Below are 21,546 nucleotides of genomic sequence, written 5' to 3' on the forward strand. Positions count from 1 at the left end.
TCTACATTCAATGTGTTAGATATTACCATAAGATGTTCAATGAATATGGAAAGGCTCCCATCTTCATATTTTATGTATGACTTTTCAGAGATAGATATTAATTCTGCCATTTTTTTTGTCGTAATTTGATGCTCTATACGTTTTTGTTTAATAAATTTGCCCAACACGGCATTACCAACATTATTTTTATTCATAGTGATCCATTGTCAATTCGATAATAAATTTTTTTATTATCTTAGAAGAAAATTAATATTCAATGGGTAATAATCTGTAAATTTAAGATAGATGAACTAAGGTGAATAAGTATAAATGATATTTATAAGATTAGCTCAGGTATAATTAACAACAGGGAAAGATATTATTATACATTATGATCTAAAGATGAAGTTTAATGGGTGCAAAATTCTTTTTAATAGTATTAAATGAAATTTTGCACTAGATAATATGTTAATTTTGATACTATTCTTTAACAATGACTATATTTAACAATAGTTACTAAAGAAAGGATTTAATGTTGGTTAAACAGATAGTGCGACTTCTACTGTTTTTTGAGCATGAATGGCAGTAGTATCAAATATTCCTACGGTCGTATCATTCTGATTAACTAGTAATGTTATCTCGGTACAGCCTAAAATAATACCTTCAGCCCCGTTTTCTACAAGGGATGCCATTATACGCTGATATTCTTTTTTAGATTTGTCATTTATTATCCCTAAACATAGTTCATTATAGATAATATTATGAACTATTTTCCTATCTTGCTGGTTAGGTATTAGTACATCCACGTTAAATTTTTCAATTAATCTTTGCTTATAGAAGGGTTGCTCCATAGTAAAAGCGGTACCTAGGAGTCCAATTTTTTTTATACCTGATTGTATAATGCGTTCACCCGTCGCATCAGCAATATGTAATAAAGGAAGACCTGTTTGAGATTCAATTTGTGGTGCAACTTTATGCATGGTATTTGTGCAAAGAACAAGGAAATCAGCACCTGCAAGCTTTAAACTCTCTCCTGCATCAGCTAAACACTGGCCGGCTAAATCCCATCGCCCGCTAGATTGATATTGTTCTATTTCAGAAAAATCAACGCTATATAAAACAATTTTAGCCGAATGCAGGCCACCTAGTTGTTGTTTGATACCTTCGTTAAGCTGTTGATAGTAAAGTAACGTTGATTCCCAACTCATGCCGCCAATAAGGCCTATTGTTTTCATTTTTTAGTTCCTATTATTGTAATGTTTTCCTTACTATACTGATAGTTTCTAAAAGAACACAATAGTATGAGAAAAATTTTCTAGATGATTAAAAGTAAAAAACAGTTGTAATATTAAACACAACTTAACATTACTTTTTGAAGGGTTTTTATATTTAACATATTTTAAATTAAAAAAGGATAAATATAAGAACATTTACGTTTTAAAGATGGATTTTAATTGATATCTGGTTATCATCGTAAAAAATATTTTTTCTAAAAAGTTGGTCATATATGGCGAGAATAAAAATGAATTTTTTCAAAGTAATCATTGCGATACTCATTTTTGGTGCTGCATTTTTGTTAGGAGCACTATATATGAAACCAACTCAATTAAGTTTAGTTGAGCAAGTGAAAAAGAATGTTTATGACGTTCTAGCGTACCCACAAGCAGCAAAGTTTAGAAATATTGAATATCATTTTTCTCGTTACACTGCAGATAATGGTAAGGTAGGTTATGTTTGTGGGGAGGTTTATCGATATAAAAATGATAAGCCTGACGGATTTAAGCGTTTTATTGTTAAAGCTTATACTAATGATGAAGGTCGCATGGATATTTCAATTCCATTTATTGATGGAGGACATGAAATATTATTGCCTGAACAGGTTAACCAAATTTGGAAAGATAAATGCTCAAGTCCTGCTTCACCACTAGAGTAGGGAACGACGTATGCTAATATTTTTAACGCACTATAATTTGATTGTTTTATGAAGAGCTGTAACCAGCAAAATGATAACTTATAGAAATTAATAAATAAAACTGGATTATATATTGGTGATTTAGTGCTATACTAAAAGAGTTACATTTTGTTTTGTCATTTTATGAAACAAAAAGCCTTTGTGGTCAACGATGACTATATTTTTTGATGTTCATTTTTTAATGAATTTTAATTTAGTAGTTTAAGGAGTCGATAATGGTTAGTAATAATAATGCACGTCGTTTATTAGGTATGCCTTATAAATTAAGTCGCTCTAAAAAAAACATACGTGTTTCGCTTGGTTCTAAAGATAATACTACAGTTGCAGTACAAAAGAATAAAGCGACAGAAAAGAAGACATATCATTCAGTAACCGTTTTTTACCCAGAATATGTTATTAGTTAATTGAATGTATGTAACCCTCTAGTGTTTACTAGAGGGTTAAATTTAAGTTGTTAAAACTAATTTTTCATTAGATTACGTTAGCTCATTTCAATATGCACCACTCATATGAGTAATATTCTAACTCTTCTATTATAGAAATAAACAGTAGTCATAAAATAGATTAAGCGATATTATCTTCATTAATTAAAAACTAAAAAGAAAGATGACTATCGGGTGTTATTGAATGAAATTTTATTGTTTCCTGCTATTTTTATTTTGTTTTTCTCTTTCAGGGTGTTCAACTCAATTCAAATCAGATGAAGAAACTAATCGCTTAAATTTTAATATTCAACACGCAAACACGATTCCTATCAAGGATTCTGTTGAGCCGTTGGCGGTTTCTGACATGTTGCCAGGCGATATTCTTTTATCTTCTGCTACAGGGTTAAATTCATGGGGAATTCGGTTATTTAGTATTAGTGGGGTAAGTCACGCATCTATTTACTTGGGGTTGGGGGAAGTAGCTGAGTCTGTTGGAAGTGGCGTTAGGATCATTACATTAGACCAAGCAGTGAGAGACTCTAACAACATGGTAGTGCTGAGGCAAACAGGCTTAACATCATTGCATGCAGAAAAATTACGCGAGTTTTCAGTTCAAAATAATGGAAATAAATATAATTATAAAGGTATTGTGATGATAGCGCCTTGGATGATCACAAAAAGGGTATGTGAGCTTCCATTAATTGGTGAAACGATACGTAATTTTTGCTTAAAAACTTTAGCTAAAGTTCAATTAGGCGATGATATAGACCAAGCTAATGGTTTCTTTTGTTCACAGTTTGTCCTCGATGCTTATAAATATGCAGGTATTCCCTTATTTGAAGGTAACTCATCGTGGATAACACCTGCGGATATATTACATATGCGTACAGGTGATGTGCCAACTTTCATGCCAACCCAGCGTCTAGCGTATGTTGGGCATTTGAAATCATGGAGCTTTAGTAGTGCAATACGCAGAAAATAGTGTGTAATTTTAAACAAAAAAAAGGCCAACATATAAAGTTGGCCTGCTAAACTGGAAGCAATGTGAGCAATGTCGTTTGTGATAAACCTGAGTGATTTACTCAAGTATTCACGAGGTAAAAGATAACCATTCTCATTTAAGAAATCAACCCTTTTTTTTATGTAGTTACTCATTCTCATTCTTCACTTGATTTTGTTTTTTATTTATAAAAAACAAAATGTTGTATATTTATTTCTAATTAAAATTACGTTATTACCCCAAAAAAAATTTTTTAATTGATATTAATGAGATTATTCTTGCTCAGATTAATCATTAATAGGCGTGTTTACGATGCGAAAATTAAAGTTAGGTGTAGTTGGCTTAGGTTCTATTGCACAAAAAGCGTATTTACCGGTTTTAACGAAAGAAGAAAATTGGGAGTTAGTTGGCGCTTTTTCTCCTAATCAATCAAAGGCAAAATTAGTTTGTGATAGTTATCGAATCCCCCTGTTTAGCAATATTGACGCACTAGCACAGCAATGTGATGCTATTTTTGTTCATAGTGCGACGAAAAGCCATTTTGAAGTAATCAAGCGGCTATTAGAGGCAAACGTCGATATCTATGTTGATAAGCCATTGACTGAATTAACTGAACAATCCGAGCAATTAATTGAGTTTGCAGCGCGACGCCAGAAAATGTTAATGGTTGGGTTTAACCGCCGCTTCTCGCCATTTTATTTGGCAGTTAAACAGGATATTAAAAATATCACGTCTATTCGTATGGATAAGCACCGTATGAACAGCGTAGGGCCGAATGACGCTAGATTTACGTTATTAGATGATTATTTGCATGTTGTTGATACTGTAATGTGGATAGCGCAAAAAAATGTAGAATTAATCAGTGGTAGTATTCATAACACAAATGCTGGTGAGCTATTTTATGCAGAGCACCATATGCAAGCTGGCCAAAGTTGCCTAACAACATCGATGCATCGCAAAGCAGGAAGCCAACAAGAGCAACTTATTGTGGTGGCTGAAGACAGTATTCACCAAATAACCAATATGAACCATTGGTGGAACGAAAATGCCATTGGGATTAGCGAGAGAAAACCGGCTAATTGGGATTCGATTTTAGTTCAACGCGGCTTTGATGGTGCAATTCGCCATTTTATTGATTCTGTTTCAAATCAAACTCAACCGTTGGTCAGTGGCGAAGAGGGCTTGAAGGCTCAAAGAATGGTTGAAAAGATGATATCTACAGCGAATACAATCAGTGATTAATTATCTTCTATGTTAAAAGTCATTATCTATTTTATTAAACAGTAAATTTTTAGTATCTCATTACTTTATAGGAACGCGAGATGATACATTTACAAGATAGCTCTGATGTATTGTTTGTTGCAGGATTTGGACCAATAGTTACAGATTATAAAAAAAGTCACTCTTTTTATCTTGAGTTGTTAAAGCTACCTTTAAAACCAATTGAAGAAGGGAGCCAATATTTAACTTGTGAGCAAGAAGGGCTAGAAGGTGTCAAACATTTTGCACTTTGGCCTATAGAGCAAGCCGCTCAATCGTGTTTTGGTCAAGGTGAATGGCCTAAAAACATACCTACCCCGCAAAGCTGGATGGAGTTTGAGGTTTCAGACATTGAAAAAATTACAAAAATTTGCCTTAAAGAAGGTTATGTCTTATTAGTTAATAACCGAATGGAACCTTGGGGGCAAACAGTCACAAGGTTATTAAGTCCTGAAGGTATGTTAGTTGGTTTAACTGTAACGCCATGGCTAAGGGAATAGCTTGTTTTTATTTGTAGTTAGAGATCTCATTTATCTTTGTGGATAAGAGACATTTATTAGTAATTGTTTATAATTTTGTTGTAGAACTTCATTTTAACTATTTTAGGAGGGGTTATGTATAAAACGATTCTGGTCCCTATCGACTTAACAGAAGATGAATTAACCAGTAAAGCAGTCCGTCACGCGGTTAATCTTGCAAAGCAATCCGGTGCTAAAATTCATCTTATTCATGTTTTACCCATTTCTTCAGCAATTATTAATGCGTACGCCTTAGGTTACATGGAAATCAAAGACCGTGCGACGGTGAAAGCGGAAGAAGACATGAAAATGTTAATGGATTCAATTGATTTACCTCATGATGATGTTAGTTATACTATAACGTTTGGTTCCCCGCGAGATGAAGTGATTAATACAGCAAAAGACATTAATGCAGATATTATTGTTATTGGTTCTCGTCGTCCAAATATTACAACTCATCTTTTAGGGTCAACAGCCGCGGGAATAGTGCGCTACGCGGAAACATCAGTACTGGTTGTACGTTAATAATTAGAGAAGAACCTGCTTATCGGGTGGGTTCTTTGTTATTTGATTATTTATATTGCCAATTTAATTAATTTTAGTACTCAAGTTAATTGATCTTACTTATAACAAGGTGAGTTTGAGTCAATATGGAAAAGTTTTCGCAAGAATTACTGCGTGTTGAACACTTTGTTCTGAGAGTTTTGCGTTTTTATTTACTCGCACTTTTGATTTTTTTTCTTGGCTTATTACCCGGTATAGTTGGTTTTTATTTTATTGAAGGTCACTCAGTTGTTGAGTCAATGCTTAATGCGTTGTCTATGTTGAGTGGACAAGCTATTGAGCCGGCTCCTATTACACGAGGAGGTCGTTTCTTTATTGCTATTTATGGTCTATTTTTACAAAGCGTTTTTATTATCAGTATTGGATTAATCGTAACTCCTTTTATTCATCGCGTTTTGCATAAATGGCATTTAGAAGAATAATTTTTGTTGTAATAGTAAGGGGCTTCACAGCTTTTTTTAGTGTAGTAAGACTATACTTAGAAGACTAAAAGGACAATATTCACCCGCTACGCCTAATAACCAAGTTGTAAAAATACACAACAATACAGCTTGAATAAAAATGTAAACATAACTAATAAGGGGCATCATATGTATAAAACAATTTTGGTTCCTGTGGATATATCTGAAGATGTACTAACAGATAATGCATTAAAACATGCTATTTATTTAGCAAAAATTTCAGATGCGAAAATTCACTTATTTCACTCAGTTCCGGATGTTTCAAGATTTTCAATGAGCTACAGTTATCATTATGATTTATTGTCCTCATTTGCTAAAAAAGCACTTGAACGTTCAGAAGAACAGTTAAAAGAAATTATTGAAAAAATTGATTATCCGTCAGACAAAATCTCTTATAAGGTTGAGTTTGGTTCACCAAGAGACAAAGTTTTATCAGAAGCTGAAGCTATTGATGCTGATCTTATTGTTATCGGTTCACGCAATCCAAGTATTTCAACGCATTTATTAGGTTCAAATGCTTCTGGGATTGTTTCCTATGCTAAGATTTCGGTTCTTGTGGTTCGATAAAATAAAATAGCCTGCTCAGCAGGCTATTTTTTGTCTATTAAAAGCGAACAAATCTAGGGGGTTTTAACTGCTTCTTTGGCTTGCTCAATTGCTTTAAGTGCTTGGCTACAAGCTTGCTCTTGTGCATCATCAGGGTAGCTAGCAAGGGCTTTTTTCGCTTCCTCTAATTGTGACTTCATTAATGCAATTTGTTCACCTGCATTGGCTTCATCTTTATATTGTTCTTCAGCTTGCTTAACAAGGTCGTTCATTTCTTTGAAATAAGTATCACAGGTAGCACCTGCATTTGCATTAAATGCAGCGAAAGCCATTAAAAGGCTAAATGCAATTGGAAGAGTTTTTTTCATCATATTTTCGCTTTTAAAATTCATAATATCGTCAGAATAACATCCCATATTCAAAAACGCATCACTCGAACACGTGAATGTTTTTAATTGATAAATTTTTACTGCATATTGAGAGTATTCCTGTTAGTAACTCGCGGTAATAGCATAATTTGCAAAACACAAATGATAATCATTCTTGACTGAGTGCAATGTAAAAGTGTACATTTGAGTACACTTTGAATAATGATGACAAAAGAGATGATTATGATGAACAAAAAGATGATAGAAACAGAAAGCTGGCCAATCTGTGAGATGAATGTATTTCCTTCAACGATGGATGAAACCCGTTTATGGTTAGAGGAAATGGATATGCTATTGGCAAGAAGAAATGAGTTTGTATTGATATATCCTCCGGTGGTTAAAAAAGAAAAACCATCCTTAGAAGATATGGAAAGCATGAAATATATACGTCGTTGGTTGAAAGATGCAAAAGAAGCGATGGAGCAACATTGTCGTGCTCTGGTTGTTACCCTACAACCTGACGGGCGAGATCAAGAAGAAATGGAACGAATGGCACCCATGCTGTCTGCGTTGTACGGCCCTCAAGTTTTAATCGCAAATAATTCCATGGCAGCCAAAGAACAAGCCCAATCAGTTCTAGCTTAGTCGGCTGTGGTTTTACTGATTTTACGGATATAACTGGCGATGATATCGACAGACATAGCAATTTGCTGTTGAATAAATTCATCGCTGGGCTTGAAATCAGCAATACAGAAAGTGGTGATAAACACATCTGCTTTTAGCATTTCTAGGTAGCGTGAAGAAATGCTTAACAATGTTTTTTCATCCACTTTAACGTCAGGAAGCAAAGCCAATTTTTGTGTCAACAGACGATAGCTTTTTACTGGACCTTGCTCAAAAAATGCGTGAGTTATTTCTGGGAAACGGTTGTATTCACCTAAAATTAACCGGTATAACCCAATGGATTCAGGCTTAAGCACATTCAATAAAAATCGAGAACCATAAAAAGAAAGTATGGACTCAATCGTATCCAGTGGTGGTGTTTTTTCGTCGGGCTCTTGAAAAATATCATCAATCATTGATGCAATAACCGCAGCAAATAACCCTTCTTTATCACCAAAATTTTTATATAAGGTTGAGCGAGAGCCCCCAGCACGTTCAATAATCATATCCAGAGTTGCGCCTTCAAACCCATATTGCAGAAAAATTTCAGTTGCTGCAGTGATCAACGCCTGATGCCGACGTTGGCCTTTTGGGGTTTTAGCTGTTAGAGGGCTATTCATGAATGGTTAATCCTACAATTTGTCTTCAATAAGAAAATAACATAACAAATTTTACGAAATAGTTTAAATCACGTTACCTCAATCACAGATTTACCTGAAAGAGATCATCATTTAAGCTGATATTTGTCTTTATGATATTTATAAAGATTAACATGTTTAGGTAGATATCTGAATGGTTGTCACAATGTTGGGGGCAAGATGACAGAGCATGTATTAAATGAGCAAAAAACAGACCAAGATGATCCTGTTAATCAGCAACGTGAGGTAACTCGGCTATGTATTGAGTGTGGTTTATTGTTATTGCAACATGGCGCTGAAAGTATGCTCGTTGAACAATTGACGACCCGTTTGGGTATTGCACTTGGAGCAAGCCAAGTCGATAGTGCTATTTCATCTAATTCATTAGTTTTAACCACTATAATTGATGGTCGCTGCTTAACGTCAACACGACGCATTATTGACCGCGGTATAAATATGCATGTTGTTACTGAAGTTCAGCATGCAGTCATCCTAGTCGAACATCATTTGTTAGACCGAAAACAATTAAAAAAGAAATTATTATCAATTAAACCGTTGCGTTATCCTCGATGGTTAATGGTGCTGATGGTGGCACTATCTTGTGCTTGTTTTAGTAGGTTGAATGGAGGTGGATGGGAGAGTGCGTTAATTACATTTTTAGCTAGCGGTTGTGCAATGTATGTGCGGCAAGTGTTAACTTCCCATCAAATGAATCCGTTAATTAATTTTTGTATTACTGCCTTTGTTGCTACCACGGTCTCAGGTTTATTATTGAAAATACCGTATTTGGCTGTGACTGAAACAATTTCGATGGCTGCCAGTGTATTGCTTTTAGTTCCCGGCTTTCCATTAATTAATGCAGTCGCTGATATGTTTAAAGGGCATGTTAATACAGGATTAGCGCGTTGGACAATGGCGAGCCTTCTCACTTTGGCTACCTGTATTGGGGTTGTGTTAGCAATGACAATCTGGGGTTTAAAAGAATGGGCATAGAATTTCTATTCTCTTTATGTGAGAAAATGCTATTAGCCGCTATACCGGCAGCAGGGTTTGCTATGGTATTTAATGTGCCTGTAAGGGCATTGAAATATTGTGCCTTATTGGGTGCTATTGGCTATGGCTTTAGAATGATACTGATGACATTAGGATTGCAAATTGAGTGGGCAAGTTTTCTTGCTGCAATTTTAATCGGTATTATCGGTATTCAGTGGTCGCGTTGGTGGTTAGCTCATCCTAAAGTGTTTACTGTTGCTGCCGTGATCCCGATGTTCCCAGGTATTAGTGCCTATATTGCAATGATTTCAGTCGTGAAAATATCTCAATTTGGCTATAACCCTGAATTAGTTGAGGTTTTAGTGACTAATTTTTTAAAAGCCTCTTTCATTGTTGGAGCCTTGTCTATTGGTATTTCTTTACCTGGTTTATGGTTATATCGCAAAAGACCAAGCGTGTAATTTTTAATGGTGTGGCTTACTGGCATTCTCGTTATGTGAGTAAGTCATACTTTACTTTTTACTAATAAGATTTAGATATCCTATTAAAGCTGCATAAATTCCGATATGGATGGTGAGCCATAAAATTGGGTCATCTCTGATATCATTTATGCTACTATTTGATTAGAATATGTGATATTTCTTCTTATGCATTAATGTGTTAGAGGAAAAACTAATGCATTTATATTAATTCTTCGCATATATTCTTATTAGTGGTGTTATTTTGAAACAATTTAGCTTGTCCAAATATTATCAATTCATTTTTTCGATTCTATTATTTCTTTTCTCTGCTTTTTCATTTTCCGCACCAAATTCGTTTACAGAAGCTAAAGTGCTAAGTAAAACGCAGGTTTATGCAGATCAAAATCATCAAGGAGAGGGAACAATATATTGTGGTTGCCAGTGGGAATGGGTAGGAAAAAGCGGGGGAAAGGTTGACTTAGCCTCTTGTGGCTACCAAGTGCGTAAACAACAGAACCGAGCTGAGCGTATTGAATGGGAGCATATTGTTCCAGCATGGGTGTTTGGTCATCAAAGGCAATGCTGGCAAAAAGGGGGGCGGAAAAACTGTGTGTCTAGTGACCCTATTTTTGGCCGAATGGAAGCAGATATGCATAATTTAGCGCCTTCTATTGGTGAAGTGAATGGTGATAGAAGCAATTTTAGTTTTGGGCAATTATCCACTAATACACCGTATCCATACGGAATGTGCCGTAGCCGAGTTGATTTTAAACAAAAAGTCTTTGAGCCAAGAGATGAAGCCAAAGGGCAGGTAGCCCGAGTATATTTTTATATGCATGACCGCTATAACTTGTCTATGTCACGTCAACAACAACAGTTATTGATGGCTTGGGATAATAAATATCCTCCAACCTCTTGGGAAATCAAGCGAGATAATCGAATCGCTAAGGTAATGGGGCATCATAACCCATTTGTGACAGGGGAGAAAAAATGGAATTTAAATCATAAAAATAGCGCAGAGGGAGTTAATATTTCACCAGTCTCACCCTTAAATCAGCCTCAAGTAATAGAAGATAAATCTATTGTATCAGATGCGGTTGAAATTAAAGGTAATCGTAATTCTAAAAAATATCATTTTTCACATTGCGCTAGCTTCAATACCATCGCTGATAAAAATGCCGTCATCTTCACTGACGAGCAATCGGCTAAAGCCGCAGGTTTTGAGTTAGCGGGAAATTGTAAAATACGCTAATTATCCTTTCAAACCACAATAGTTAACTAGCTGATTATTGTGGTTTTACTTTTTTTGTTTTTATGTGTGATAACGAAAAAATTTAATAAACGCCCAAAATTTTGTTAGAAAAATGTTGCTTTATCAAAAAAAATGACGCTATATTTAAAGCAGTGAAAACTGCAATAAAAACATGGACTCATTGGGGCACAAAAAATATTGCAGTTCGTCATATTACTGTCACATAGATTCATTAGTTTAAAAGTATCGCTGTTACAGGAGAAACTAATGGGAAATAAGTGTTTATACACGAGAATACAAAGCCGGTTACCACTCCATCATGAGATTTCCATGGTGAGATTGGTAACCGGTTTTTTTATTAGCCGAGTTATGGCATGGAGTTACAGCCACATAATAGATATTTGATATTAACTTTGAGCTTGAAGGGAGCTCGCCTCTGTTTTGAATAGTCCGTCATTTGAATTGACATCACTGATACCTGGAAGGGTTAATACTATGAGTAGACAGAAAGCTGCAACAAAGGCACGCCGTGAAATGAAACGTTCATCACGCAAAGATCGCTCAGGTCGTTTTGATATCAATAACGTCGCATCATTTGCTGAATTTACTGGCATTGAAGCTATCGGTATGGCAAAAGAACGGCGTGATGAATCCCCTATATTGCCCAGAAATGAAGCTCAAAAACTCTATATTAATTCCATTAAACATAAGCAATTAATTTTTGCGAATGGTGAAGCGGGATGTGGTAAAACTTACATCAGTACTGCACTTGCGGCTGATGCGTTAATTCATAAAGATATCAATAAGATCATTGTGACAAGGCCCGTTCTTCAAGCGGAGGAAGATCTCGGTTTTTTACCGGGGGATATGTCAGAAAAGTTTGCGCCTTACTTTCGCCCAGTCTATGACGTCTTGGTGAAAAGGCTCGGCGCATCTTTTTTGCAATATTGTTTGCGTCCCGAAATTGCTAAAGTGGAAATAGCCCCATTTGCTTATATGCGAGGCCGAACATTTGAAAATGCCGTCGTGATATTAGATGAGGCTCAGAATGTCACAGTCACTCAAATGAAAATGTTTTTAACTCGGCTTGGTGAAAATGTGACGGTGATAGTCAATGGTGATGTGACCCAGTGTGATTTACCAGAAGGTGTGTCTTCAGGGTTAGCTGATGCATTACAACGTTTTAGTAGTGATGAAATGGTTTCAATGGTGAATTTTACTATAGAGGATTGTGTGAGATCACAATTATGCCATAAGGCATTATTGGCTTATAACCACTAATTAGCATTGCTATTAACTATATGCCCCGCGATTTACCCACGGGGCATAGGTTAGACTCCTATATAGGAAGCCGATTAGTGATAGAGCATCTCATGTACGATTTGCTCATCTGTGAGGGTATATGGGTAATAAGTTGGCCAATTTTCTAGCTGACTTAATAATTTTTCCTGAGATTCATTTCCCATGTATAGGTGGAAATGCCCCGAGGCTTGTGGTTCAATAATATGGTCACTAAACTGGATAAATTTAGGCGCTTTTGAGTTTGCATCTTTGCATTCAAATAAGTAACGAACGCCTTTTTTTCCTGAAGTATAATGAAGAATTTTGTAACCGGCGTAGTCATATTTACAGCTACTTACAGTACCATTTTGAGTAAACTCAATAACATCGTTTTCAATACCAATACTGTCAACATCAGTGGCATAACCTTTTTTATAATATTCACGATACTCTTCAACAGTTTTGTCTTTATTTTTCTTCGCTTTACTTTCTAGAACCTCATCAAGTTTTCCATTTAATAGCAATGGATTAACAGATTCCCAGATGCCTTGCCAGTCACTAAGAGATCTATCTTTGACGTCAGTATCTTCAAAAATCCCTTTTGAAGCTTGTAGCGCTTTCTCTGATTGTGGATGGGAGTGACTATGTGAGCCATGAGCAGCAGCAGTATAGCTAGTGAGAGCTAATGCAATATAAAGACTAGTTTTTAAAATTGCCATTTTGTACACAGTGGTTTTCCTATTTTTGTAGTGAATATAACGACCATAAAAACTATTATGTTATAACATAACATTTATGGATATGAAAAGTATTTTAGGGAGTTTATTGTTGAGGAATATAATGGTTAACAACTTGATGAAGACAGGCAAGATCAGGAAATGAGTTCGCTTATTAGAATTTATAAACCAATAAGCGAACTAAATATTTGAAGTGAAGTTAATCGTCAGGATTATCCATTACAGCATGGCGCTCATGATGGTAACCTTCCTCATCATAGCCATATCGCCAGTAAGGGATCGCATAGATATCATCACGACCAAAACCTTTTTCACGACGAATATAACGACGCAAATCACGAATAATTTGGTCTTCACCCGCAATCCAGAAAGCGCAGTCGCTGCTTGGGATGTCCCAAGACTTAAATGTGCTAATTAATTCAGCGGTTTTGGTGATATCACCACAAACCCAAATCACCTCAACTTGTTCAGGTTTTTTTAGTTCTCTTACGTCTTTTGGGTTATCTAATCGTAGTACAACTTTGCCTTGGGCATTCGCTGGCATTTTTTCTAATAATGCGGCGATAGCGGGTAGGGAACTTGAATCACCAGCCATGAAGTAATGTTGTCTGGCAGGTAATAATGGGTCTGGGCCACCTGGATTGGTAATTCCCATCCAATTTCCTGGTTTTGCATCCCGAGCAAATAGATATGCAGGGCCAGTTGCGCCATCATGCATAGCAAATTCAATATCTATCTCGCTAACTTCTGGACGGATGGCTCTGACGGTATAGGTACGAACAAATGGGCGAGGTTTGTCTTCTGGCCAGCTACGGCCTTCTTTACTTAGGATAGGGAGTGCGGGCTGGCTGATTAAATCAGGGGCTAAAAATATTTTCAGGTGCCCACCTTCACAATCTGTTGGGTATGTATTGAGTCTTTCACCGGTGAAAGTAATACTACGAATAGATGGGCTGATATCGGTTATGGATTTGACTTGAATGAGCTGTGGTGGAGCCGGGCGATAGATATTCTTTTCAACTGTCTGTTCAGTAGCCACGGACGTTCTCCTATGTGTTAATGATAATTTTATTATTTGGTAATTATTATCATTATCATGAATAAATTAAAAGGTTGCAAGAGGGAAACACTGATTGCAGCTGATAAATGATGGCTACGAACTTGAGCGAGTTTAGTGCTATCAGCGGTTCTTATGGTAAATATATCGCAGTGTCTTGTGTCGTTTCTTTAAATACAAATAGGCGTGATAGATTTATGCTGCGTATCAGTTATTCACTATTATAAGAGACAATCGTCATGAGAATAAATAAACAAAGAACACAGGATATCTGTTTTTCACAATTATCACCCAGAAATGAGACGAGAATTGAATCACATATTGTTAATATTAAAAATTTATCATCACTACCTTCATTAAACTCATTATATAAGGCTGATAGCGATAAGAAACACATCACATTATTAAAAAAAGCGGATGATTGCCTGTTGCAAACACGTTCTTATTTTAAGGGAAGTCCTAATAAATCAGCAAATAAAATCAGGTTAAATCGTACTGTTCAACAACATCAAAATTGTTTAGAACAGTTAAGCAAAAATAGAGCCATTAAAGATAAAAAAGCTTTTTTACTCGCAGCCATTCAATCTAAAACGGGGAATTGCGGTGAATTAGCGGAAATTTGTTATGTTTTATCATGTCATGCTGGTCTTAATCCAAATTTTGTCTGGTTAATAGATGTGAAAAATAAACGTTTTGATCATGCTTTTTGTCAAATTGCTATCAATGGGCAAGATTATAATATTGATCCATGGGCAAATATTGTATGTAAAAAAGAAGACTATAACGACCTCTTAAAAACAAAAATAGCTGACTGGAATAGCAAAGGTAAATATTTAGCTCAAGATTTAAATTGGAGTAATATTGGAAGCTATCTTGAAACAAAAAATAGTGAAATACTGGGTGAAAATAAAATTACCATGGTAGATATCGATAATATGGTTGAAGTGTATAATGGGAAGTATAATGATTTGGATAAATTAGCCGAGGCGTCTTTTTTGCGGCGGTCAAATTCATCACACCCGACAGTGCCTTTCCTGAAAAGTCTAAAAATGCCGCGTAAAAATTTATGCGGCATTCAGTAAGTTGATTACTTCACTTTCATCCCAGCGGCGGTCATCATCAATTTAAACACTGACGAAAATGCAAATAAAGCAAGTACACTTCCGAACCAGATAATGGCCATCCAACCGAGTTTTTTCCACCAAGGGGAGGCTGCCACGTTATCAGTGGTAGCCTTGTTCTGGGGTAATTTTTCCTCTGAAGACATAGTAACTCCAATAGGTATAAACCAAAATAACAGGAATAATGAATAACGCACCCACTAACATAAAGCCTAAACTTTCGGATGGGCCTGCGGCATCACGGAAACTTATTGCAGGTGGAATGAGCGTTGGCCAGATGCTGATACCTAGACCAGTAAACCCAAGGAAAATTAACATTAAAGCCGCTAAGAATGGCACGCTGTCATGTTGTTGGCGCTTAGCGTTTTTTAGGATCAACCAAGTACAGGCTAATACCAGTAACGGAACAGGTAAAAAGAAGAACAGGTTCGGCAGTGAGAACCAACGCTCAAAGATTGCCTCATTTAACATTGGGGTCCAGAAGCTGATTACCGCAATGACCGCTAACATCAGTAATGTTAATGGTTTTAGAACGCGATACATTGTGCTACGTAAGTGGCCTTCAGTTTTCATAATTAACCAACCACACGCTAGTAGCGCATAAGCGACCACGAGGCCAAACCCGCAAAATAGTGGGAAAGGTGCGAACCAATCGAAATACCCCCCCATGTAAACACGGTTTTCCACATGGAAGCCTTGGATAAAGGCACCAACTACCACACCTTGAACAAAGGTGGCAAAAATTGAACCCCAAATAAAGGCGTGATCCCAATGGCGGCGGTGCGATTCGTCCGCTCTAAAACGAAACTCAAAGGCGACACCACGGAAAATCAAGGCCAGTAACATGAAAGTTAACGGAATTGACAGTGCATCAAGGACAATCGCATAAGCGAGAGGAAAGGCGCCAAATAAAGCGGCTCCACCTAGAACCAACCAAGTTTCATTGCCATCCCACACAGGAGCAACACTATTCATCATCAGATCACGGTCTTGGCTATCTTTTAGCGCAGGGTAAAGGATCCCAATGCCTAAATCGAACCCATCCATAACAATATACATCAACATACTAAATACGATGATGACAAACCAAATGAGAGGTAAATCAATGCCCATGAGCTGCGTCCTCCGCGATACCTTTACGAATTAATTTCATCATGTACATGTAGCCAATCCCGAAAACACCACCATAAACGACAAAAAAGGCAATTAAACTGATGCTCATGTGCATTTCACCATGTGCACTGACCGCATCAGAGGTTCGTTGTAGCCCATAAACAACCCATGGCTGGCGGCCTATTTCTGTTGTAAACCAACCCGCTAAAATGGCAATTAAACCAGAGGGGGCCATGAGGAACATAAAGCGCAGGAAGGTTTTGGATTCATACAAATTTTTACGGTAACGCAGCCATAAACCCCAGACTCCAGCCGCTATCATTAATAAGCCAAGCCCGACCATTACACGGAACGACCAGAACACCATAAACACGTTCGGCCTGTCTTCTGGCGCGTATTCTTTTAATGCAGGCACTTGTTTATCAATACTGTGGGTTAATATCAGGCTCGCAAGATACGGAATTTCGATGGCATATTCGGTTTTTTCTTTCTCTTGGTTTGGAATACCAAACAAGATTAGTGGAGTGGCTTCCCCAGGTTTGTTTTCCCAGTGACCTTCCATTGCGGCAACTTTAACTGGTTGATGTTTAAGTGTATTTAGGCCGTGAGCATCGCCAATTAAAGCTTGGACAGGGGCTAAGACCAAAATCAACCACAGGGACATGGAAAACATTTTTTTCATGGCACTGGATTTGTTGCCTTTGAGCAAATGCCATGCCGCAGAAGCACCAATAAAAAATGCTGCAGCCAGGAAAGCAGCTGTAGTCATATGCAATAACCGATAAGGGAAAGAGGGGTTGAAAATAACCGCAAACCAATCAACGGGAACAATGCGCCCATCAATAATTTCAAAGCCTTGCGGTGTTTGCATAAAACTGTTGGATGCCAAAATCCAGAAAGTGGAAATGATGGTACCTAATGCAACCATGCAGGTGGCAAAAAAGTGCAGTTTTTCACCCACTCGGTTCATACCAAACAGCATGACACCAAGGAAACCAGCTTCTAAGAAGAACGCGGTTAACACCTCATACGTGAGTAATGGGCCGGTAATTCCACCCGCAAAATCTGAAAAGAAACTCCAGTTGGTACCAAATTGGTATGCCATCACCAATCCAGAAACAACGCCCATTCCGAAATTAACCGCAAAAACTTTCGACCAAAAGTGGAACAGTTTTATATAGTCCTCGTCACGAGTTTTAAGCCATAGGCCTTGTAGCACCGCAAGGTAACTTGCTAGCCCAATAGTAATGGCTGGAAAAATAATATGAAACGAGACCGTAAAAGCAAATTGTATACGGGCAAGTTCCAGCGCAGTTAGTCCAAACATATTGACCCCTGAGTGGATATGTTAATGGCACGCAATATTTAACGTTTTGATGAGAGCAATTGAGGCGCTAATCCCTAGCAAAAGGAATTGCTCACACCTGAATGCAAAATAACCGCAATTCAACGAAAAATGTTTTGTGCTTATAGTTAAAAAAAAGTCAGGTGAATGTGTGGATAAGTAGAACATGAGACGATAAACTATAATAGTAACAATTATTGAGATATTAACTATAACAGTTGAGGCGGCTATGACGAGATATGAACAATTAGCAGCGCAAATTCGTCAGCAAATTGAAGACAATATCTGGCAAGTGGGCGACAGATTACCTTCATTGAGGGAAAGTGTTAAGCAGTCTGGTTTGAGTTTAATGACTGTTGTGCAAGCATATCAGTTACTTGAAAGCCAAGGATGGGTCGTTGCTCGCCCGCAATCAGGCTATTACGTGGCAAACCGCAATAACGCATTTGCTGCCGCAAAAGGAGGAAAAGGGCTACATTTGAATGAAAATGTAGAGATTAACGCCTCTATCTTTGGTGTCCTACAAGCTTGTAAGGACCCGAATATTATCCCATTTGGCTCTGCATTTCCAGAACCTGCCTTGTTGGATGATCCAAAACTTGCGAAATCACTCGCGTCTGTCGCTAGGCGCTTATCGAAATTTAATACCCCGGCTAACTTGCCTCCTGGCAATGAACAACTGCGTCGTAACATTGCTCAGCGTTATGCAACCCAAGGGATCCATGTCGCTCCGGATGAAATCGTGATTACAGCAGGGGCAATGGAATCTTTAGTTCTGAGTTTACAATCGGTGACTCAGCCCGGGGATTGGGTCGTTATCGAATCTCCTGCATTTTATGGTTCACTTCAGGCAATTGAGCGGTTAAAACTTAAGGCCATTGCCATTAAAACAGACCCGTTATTTGGTATTGATCTTGACGCATTAGAGGATATTGCGAGCAAATATCCAATTAAAGCCTGTTGGCTAATGACGCATTATCAAAATCCATTAGGCGGAACGATGCCGCAAACAAACAAAAGACGTCTGGTCGATATCCTTAATAAGCATCAAATTACTTTAATTGAGGACGATGTTTATGGGGAACTTTATTTTGGTAGCAAACAGCCAATATCCGCAAAGGCACTTGATACTAAAGGTAATTTCTTTCATTGTTCTTCATTTTCGAAATGTTTAGCACCGGGGTATCGTGTGGGTTGGGTGGCTGCAGGCCAACACGCGACAAAAATTCAACATTTACAAATGATGAGTACAGTTTCTGCCAGCGTTCCCACGCAATTAGCTATTGCGGAGTACTTATCATTAGGGGGATATGACAGCCACCTTCGTAAACTGCGTTTAACGATGGAACAGCGTCAGCACCAAATGTTGAGTGCAATAGCAAAATACATGCCTCAGTCAGTAAAAGTTAATACACCAAAAGGTGGGTATTTTTTATGGCTAGAGTTTGAACCGCCGTTTAATGCAATTCGGTTGTATCAACTCGCACTAAAAGAAGGTATCAGTATCGCGCCGGGGAGCATGTTTTCCACAAGTGACCAGTTTAATCATGCATTTCGTCTTAATGCATCGTTTACATGGAATGAGAGGGTGGAGGAAGCAATGAAAACTTTAGGTCGTTTATGTCACTTTTTAATCAATGAGAGGCGTGATTAGTCACATTATCATCGTTAATTCATTGCCCTGAAAGATTAACTTTGCCAATCTAGGTATAAATCTAAATGTGTTAGCAGCAACAGACGGGAGGTAATGTGAAAATAAAATGTTTTGACATAATGGAATTACCTATCCTTGATTGGAATGATGGTGCGGGGGCCAGCCAAGAAGTGTTTTGCTGGCCGGTTGCATCGGATTATTCATTACGCGCAAGCATTGCAACCATTAACCAAGATAGCTATTTAAAGCGCTATGCAGAAGGGGAAAGGCTGGTGGTATTGTTGAATGACCAGCCGCTTCTTTTAACCGATACCAAAGCGTTTGAGCATCGCCTAGAGCGCGCAGGTGATCACGCCCAATTTTCAGCTCAGCAATTTTGCGCGGTAAAAGTCTCAGAGCCATCAGTTAAGTTAATGAATTTTATTTTTCGAGATGATAGGTGGGTGGCTATAAACTATTTCATCACTGAAGATTGTAGATTACCCGCCAACCAAGCGGGGTTAGTCTACGTGCTCAATGGCGAATGGGAAATTTCAGGGGCAAATTGCCATCATATGGCGCAAGGACAAGGAGCGTGGTGGTTACCTGATATCGGTGAAGGAGATATAAAACCACTTAGCACCGATAGCAAGTTAATCTGGATTGAGTTATTACCCCGCTAACTGGTTGCTAAACCGATAGCGGCTAGCGTTAGCATTCCACCGGCAACACCTTCGGTTATACGACGTTTTTTATCATTATAAGCTTGTTTATTATGCATGGATGCAAATAATGCACCTATTACGCCGTAGATCACGACACACGAAATTATAAAAGTGGCTGAAAGTATTAAGGATTGGACAGCGACGCTTTCTGTTAGCTTAATGAAATTCGGTAAAATAGCAAAATACACCAGTAACCCTTTGGGGTTAAGAAAGCTAGTTAAAAATGCTTTACCCACGACTGCCTTTGTTGACACAGTTTGAATTTTTAAGTCTCCAGCTTTCATCGCAGATAACACCATGCGAATAGCAAGGTAAGTGACATAAGCGACCCCAACCCATTTAATGGTGTGGAAAATCATGGGTGAAGCTGCAACAATCGCCGCTAAACCAAGTGCGGCTAGAATCGCATGTGCCACATAACCCAATATAATACCTAAATTCGCTTTCAAGGCCGCTGAGGTTCCTCCCGATAATCCTTGTGCGGAAATAAATAGAATGTCTGGGCCTGGTGTACAGACTAAAGGGATCACGGTTGCGCTAAATAAGAGTAAGCTCTGTAACTCCATTTCAATTCCTCATTATTGTTCATTGTTATTTTTACGCAACTGGCCAGTAGCGATAAAATTATAGCGATAATCCAATGATATTGGATTTTTTTATTGCTTTAAAACAAACAATAATTGGTATTTAATATCATTAATTAATATAAAATTGAGGTTGAATACCAATGAAAGAAAGTAGGCTAAAACTGGATGCCATTGATAGGCACATCTTACAAGTATTACAAAGAGATGGAAAAATTCAGAATATTGAATTAGCTAAAGAAGTGGGGCTTTCCCCGTCACCTTGCCTACGTCGCGTGAAATTACTTGAAGAGGCTGGGGTTATCAAACGTTATGTGGCGGTGTTGGATGGCAGTAAAATTGGAGCGGGCCTTTCTTTATTTGCTCGTATTTGGTTTAAAACACAGGATGCTAAAACTATCAACCAATTCGTTGAAGACATTAAACAGATGCCTGAAGTTGTCGAATGCCATCTAATGGCGGGGGAATGTGATGCACTGATCCGTATTGTGACGGAAGACTTAGCGTCATATCGTCGTTTCCATGCGGATCATTTAACACAAATTAGCAGTATTCAAAGTATTAAGACGGAGGTACCAATGGAAACGGTTAAGGTTACTTATGCTTTACCACTTTGATGATAATAGCTAATAGAGCGATAGTGACAAATTGAAAATGCTTAACGATTAATTTTAATTATATAAATTAAATATGATAAAAAGGATAAATAGTCACTATGCTTTATTTGTTAGAGAGATTTATTTTTATAAGATAAAAATAAATAATAATACAAAAATGAATAGATGAACATTTTTTGAATTTTAATTTTACAAATTGAAATATTGTTATGATTATTTTAATGTTAACAGGT

Annotated in this window: 26 protein-coding genes; 17 read left to right on the forward strand and 9 right to left on the reverse strand. The window is 37.4% G+C overall.

Annotation, left to right across the window (positions count from 1 at the left end):
• Positions 1–518: 518 nt before the first annotated feature.
• Complete coding sequence (locus PSF31_RS12360; RefSeq protein ID WP_096863984.1) at positions 519–1,214, reverse strand: aspartate/glutamate racemase family protein; 696 nt, start codon at positions 1,212–1,214, stop codon at positions 519–521.
• Positions 1,215–1,570: 356 nt separating this feature from the next.
• Here PSF31_RS12360 and PSF31_RS12365 point away from each other — a divergent pair, with 356 nt between their 5' ends.
• The 8 genes from PSF31_RS12365 (at position 1,571) to PSF31_RS12400 (ending at position 6,746) form a co-directional block, all read left to right on the forward strand.
• Positions 1,571–1,912: a hypothetical protein gene (locus PSF31_RS12365; RefSeq protein WP_175427121.1), complete on the forward strand. Its 342-nt coding sequence runs from the start codon at positions 1,571–1,573 to the stop codon at positions 1,910–1,912.
• Positions 1,913–2,166: 254 nt separating this feature from the next.
• Positions 2,167–2,355 carry a stationary-phase-induced ribosome-associated protein gene (sra, locus tag PSF31_RS12370; protein WP_004263968.1) on the forward strand — a complete coding sequence of 63 codons (189 nt, stop codon included), beginning with the start codon at positions 2,167–2,169 and terminating at the stop codon, positions 2,353–2,355.
• A gap of 223 nt (positions 2,356–2,578) precedes the next feature.
• A complete protein-coding gene (locus PSF31_RS12375; protein ID WP_004263971.1) occupies positions 2,579–3,358 on the forward strand; it encodes a YaeF family permuted papain-like enzyme in 780 nt (259 codons plus the stop codon).
• 330 nt (positions 3,359–3,688) lie between these two features.
• A complete protein-coding gene (locus PSF31_RS12380; RefSeq protein ID WP_096863985.1) occupies positions 3,689–4,618 on the forward strand; it encodes a Gfo/Idh/MocA family protein in 930 nt (309 codons plus the stop codon).
• Positions 4,619–4,698: 80 nt separating this feature from the next.
• The gene (locus PSF31_RS12385) at positions 4,699–5,136 is read left to right on the forward strand and encodes a hypothetical protein (protein WP_004263976.1); all 438 of its coding nucleotides are present in this window, start codon (positions 4,699–4,701) and stop codon (positions 5,134–5,136) included.
• A gap of 114 nt (positions 5,137–5,250) precedes the next feature.
• Positions 5,251–5,679 carry a universal stress protein gene (locus PSF31_RS12390; RefSeq protein WP_004263978.1) on the forward strand — a complete coding sequence of 143 codons (429 nt, stop codon included), beginning with the start codon at positions 5,251–5,253 and terminating at the stop codon, positions 5,677–5,679.
• Positions 5,680–5,804: 125 nt separating this feature from the next.
• On the forward strand, positions 5,805–6,140 hold the full coding sequence (locus PSF31_RS12395; protein WP_004263981.1) for a hypothetical protein: 336 nt from the start codon (positions 5,805–5,807) through the stop codon (positions 6,138–6,140).
• A 168-nt stretch (positions 6,141–6,308) separates the two neighbouring features.
• Positions 6,309–6,746 (forward strand): universal stress protein, encoded by a 438-nt coding sequence (locus PSF31_RS12400; protein WP_004263984.1) that lies wholly within the window; start codon positions 6,309–6,311, stop codon positions 6,744–6,746.
• Between the two features lie 53 nt (positions 6,747–6,799).
• Here the strand turns inward: PSF31_RS12400 and PSF31_RS12405 are convergent, their stop codons facing one another.
• Entirely contained in the window at positions 6,800–7,093 is a 294-nt protein-coding gene (locus PSF31_RS12405; RefSeq protein WP_096864009.1) for a DUF5339 family protein, read from the reverse strand.
• 243 nt (positions 7,094–7,336) lie between these two features.
• Between PSF31_RS12405 and PSF31_RS12410 the strand changes: the two genes are divergently transcribed.
• Positions 7,337–7,738: a hypothetical protein gene (locus tag PSF31_RS12410; RefSeq protein WP_226616985.1), complete on the forward strand. Its 402-nt coding sequence runs from the start codon at positions 7,337–7,339 to the stop codon at positions 7,736–7,738.
• Here the strand turns inward: PSF31_RS12410 and PSF31_RS12415 are convergent.
• Entirely contained in the window at positions 7,735–8,376 is a 642-nt protein-coding gene (locus PSF31_RS12415; RefSeq protein ID WP_094962483.1) for a TetR/AcrR family transcriptional regulator, read from the reverse strand. The genes PSF31_RS12410 and PSF31_RS12415 overlap by 4 nt on opposite strands.
• A gap of 198 nt (positions 8,377–8,574) precedes the next feature.
• Between PSF31_RS12415 and PSF31_RS12420 the strand changes: the two genes are divergently transcribed.
• The 4 genes from PSF31_RS12420 (at position 8,575) to phoH (ending at position 12,381) form a co-directional block, all read left to right on the forward strand.
• Positions 8,575–9,387 (forward strand): threonine/serine ThrE exporter family protein, encoded by an 813-nt coding sequence (locus PSF31_RS12420; protein WP_004263992.1) that lies wholly within the window; start codon positions 8,575–8,577, stop codon positions 9,385–9,387.
• The gene (locus PSF31_RS12425) at positions 9,378–9,848 is read left to right on the forward strand and encodes a threonine/serine exporter (RefSeq protein WP_094962485.1); all 471 of its coding nucleotides are present in this window, start codon (positions 9,378–9,380) and stop codon (positions 9,846–9,848) included. Before PSF31_RS12420 ends, PSF31_RS12425 begins: the two co-directional genes overlap by 10 nt.
• A gap of 298 nt (positions 9,849–10,146) precedes the next feature.
• Positions 10,147–11,100 carry an endonuclease gene (locus tag PSF31_RS12430; RefSeq protein WP_226616991.1) on the forward strand — a complete coding sequence of 318 codons (954 nt, stop codon included), beginning with the start codon at positions 10,147–10,149 and terminating at the stop codon, positions 11,098–11,100.
• A gap of 495 nt (positions 11,101–11,595) precedes the next feature.
• The gene (gene phoH / locus PSF31_RS12435) at positions 11,596–12,381 is read left to right on the forward strand and encodes a phosphate starvation-inducible protein PhoH (protein WP_094962486.1); all 786 of its coding nucleotides are present in this window, start codon (positions 11,596–11,598) and stop codon (positions 12,379–12,381) included.
• Positions 12,382–12,455: 74 nt separating this feature from the next.
• Here the strand turns inward: phoH and zinT are convergent, their stop codons facing one another.
• Both zinT and PSF31_RS12445 read right to left on the reverse strand, forming a co-directional pair.
• On the reverse strand, positions 12,456–13,100 hold the full coding sequence (zinT, locus tag PSF31_RS12440; protein WP_004264004.1) for a metal-binding protein ZinT: 645 nt from the start codon (positions 13,098–13,100) through the stop codon (positions 12,456–12,458).
• Between the two features lie 217 nt (positions 13,101–13,317).
• Positions 13,318–14,157 carry a siderophore-interacting protein gene (locus tag PSF31_RS12445; RefSeq protein ID WP_096863987.1) on the reverse strand — a complete coding sequence of 280 codons (840 nt, stop codon included), beginning with the start codon at positions 14,155–14,157 and terminating at the stop codon, positions 13,318–13,320.
• Positions 14,158–14,414: 257 nt separating this feature from the next.
• Here PSF31_RS12445 and PSF31_RS12450 point away from each other — a divergent pair, with 257 nt between their 5' ends.
• Complete coding sequence (locus PSF31_RS12450) at positions 14,415–15,257, forward strand: hypothetical protein (RefSeq protein WP_164560987.1); 843 nt, start codon at positions 14,415–14,417, stop codon at positions 15,255–15,257.
• A gap of 5 nt (positions 15,258–15,262) precedes the next feature.
• Here the strand turns inward: PSF31_RS12450 and PSF31_RS12455 are convergent, their stop codons facing one another.
• The 3 genes from PSF31_RS12455 to PSF31_RS12465 are packed head-to-tail and all read right to left on the reverse strand — an operon-like array spanning position 15,263 to position 17,736.
• A complete protein-coding gene (locus PSF31_RS12455) occupies positions 15,263–15,442 on the reverse strand; it encodes a DUF2474 domain-containing protein (protein WP_050763788.1) in 180 nt (59 codons plus the stop codon).
• A complete protein-coding gene (cydB, locus tag PSF31_RS12460) occupies positions 15,399–16,409 on the reverse strand; it encodes a cytochrome d ubiquinol oxidase subunit II (protein WP_004264011.1) in 1,011 nt (336 codons plus the stop codon). Before cydB ends, PSF31_RS12455 begins: the two co-directional genes overlap by 44 nt.
• Entirely contained in the window at positions 16,399–17,736 is a 1,338-nt protein-coding gene (locus tag PSF31_RS12465) for a cytochrome ubiquinol oxidase subunit I (RefSeq protein WP_096863990.1), read from the reverse strand. The genes cydB and PSF31_RS12465 overlap by 11 nt, the downstream gene beginning before the upstream one ends.
• Before the next feature lie 247 nt (positions 17,737–17,983).
• Here PSF31_RS12465 and PSF31_RS12470 point away from each other — a divergent pair, with 247 nt between their 5' ends.
• Positions 17,984–19,408, forward strand: coding sequence for an aminotransferase-like domain-containing protein (locus PSF31_RS12470; RefSeq protein WP_096863991.1), 1,425 nt, complete (start codon positions 17,984–17,986; stop codon positions 19,406–19,408).
• 95 nt (positions 19,409–19,503) lie between these two features.
• The gene (locus PSF31_RS12475; RefSeq protein WP_226616984.1) at positions 19,504–20,070 is read left to right on the forward strand and encodes a HutD/Ves family protein; all 567 of its coding nucleotides are present in this window, start codon (positions 19,504–19,506) and stop codon (positions 20,068–20,070) included.
• On the opposite strand, the gene PSF31_RS12480 is transcribed toward PSF31_RS12475, so the two are convergent.
• On the reverse strand, positions 20,067–20,678 hold the full coding sequence (locus PSF31_RS12480; RefSeq protein ID WP_096863992.1) for a LysE family translocator: 612 nt from the start codon (positions 20,676–20,678) through the stop codon (positions 20,067–20,069). The genes PSF31_RS12475 and PSF31_RS12480 overlap by 4 nt on opposite strands.
• A 161-nt stretch (positions 20,679–20,839) precedes the next feature.
• Here PSF31_RS12480 and PSF31_RS12485 point away from each other — a divergent pair, with 161 nt between their 5' ends.
• On the forward strand, positions 20,840–21,313 hold the full coding sequence (locus tag PSF31_RS12485) for an Lrp/AsnC family transcriptional regulator (protein WP_036958686.1): 474 nt from the start codon (positions 20,840–20,842) through the stop codon (positions 21,311–21,313).
• Positions 21,314–21,546: the final 233 nt, after the last annotated feature.

This window comes from Providencia sp. PROV156, from assembly GCF_028480905.1.
GTDB classification, from domain to species: Bacteria; Pseudomonadota; Gammaproteobacteria; order Enterobacterales; family Enterobacteriaceae; genus Providencia; species Providencia hangzhouensis.